Raw genomic sequence first — 234 nt, 5'->3', positions numbered from 1 at the left:
AACGCACACACCAAATCCAACCTCTTCCCTTCCATCCCGATCCTGGTCTCCAAACAGCAACTCCCATTTTTCCAGTTCCCCACAATCATCATCAAAAATCACCCCCATTTCAACCTCAACCTCTATCCTTCCCTCCGCTTTCCACTCCTCATTCCCTTCCTCTTCATCTTCAACACCTATTCCATCATCACTTTCCACCAATTCAGCCACACCCGCTATTATTTCACCATCTAT

General features: G+C 46.6%; 1 protein-coding gene. It reads right to left on the bottom strand.

Annotated features, from left to right (window positions below):
- On the bottom strand, positions 1-234 hold a 234-nt coding region (locus tag FS736_RS24770), incomplete at both ends, for a hypothetical protein (protein ID WP_186326953.1).

Source organism: Cytobacillus oceanisediminis 2691 (assembly GCF_007678455.1).
GTDB lineage: Bacteria > Bacillota > Bacilli > Bacillales > Cytobacillaceae > Mesobacillus > Mesobacillus oceanisediminis_A.
This window is presented reverse-complemented; position numbering and strand designations above follow the sequence as displayed.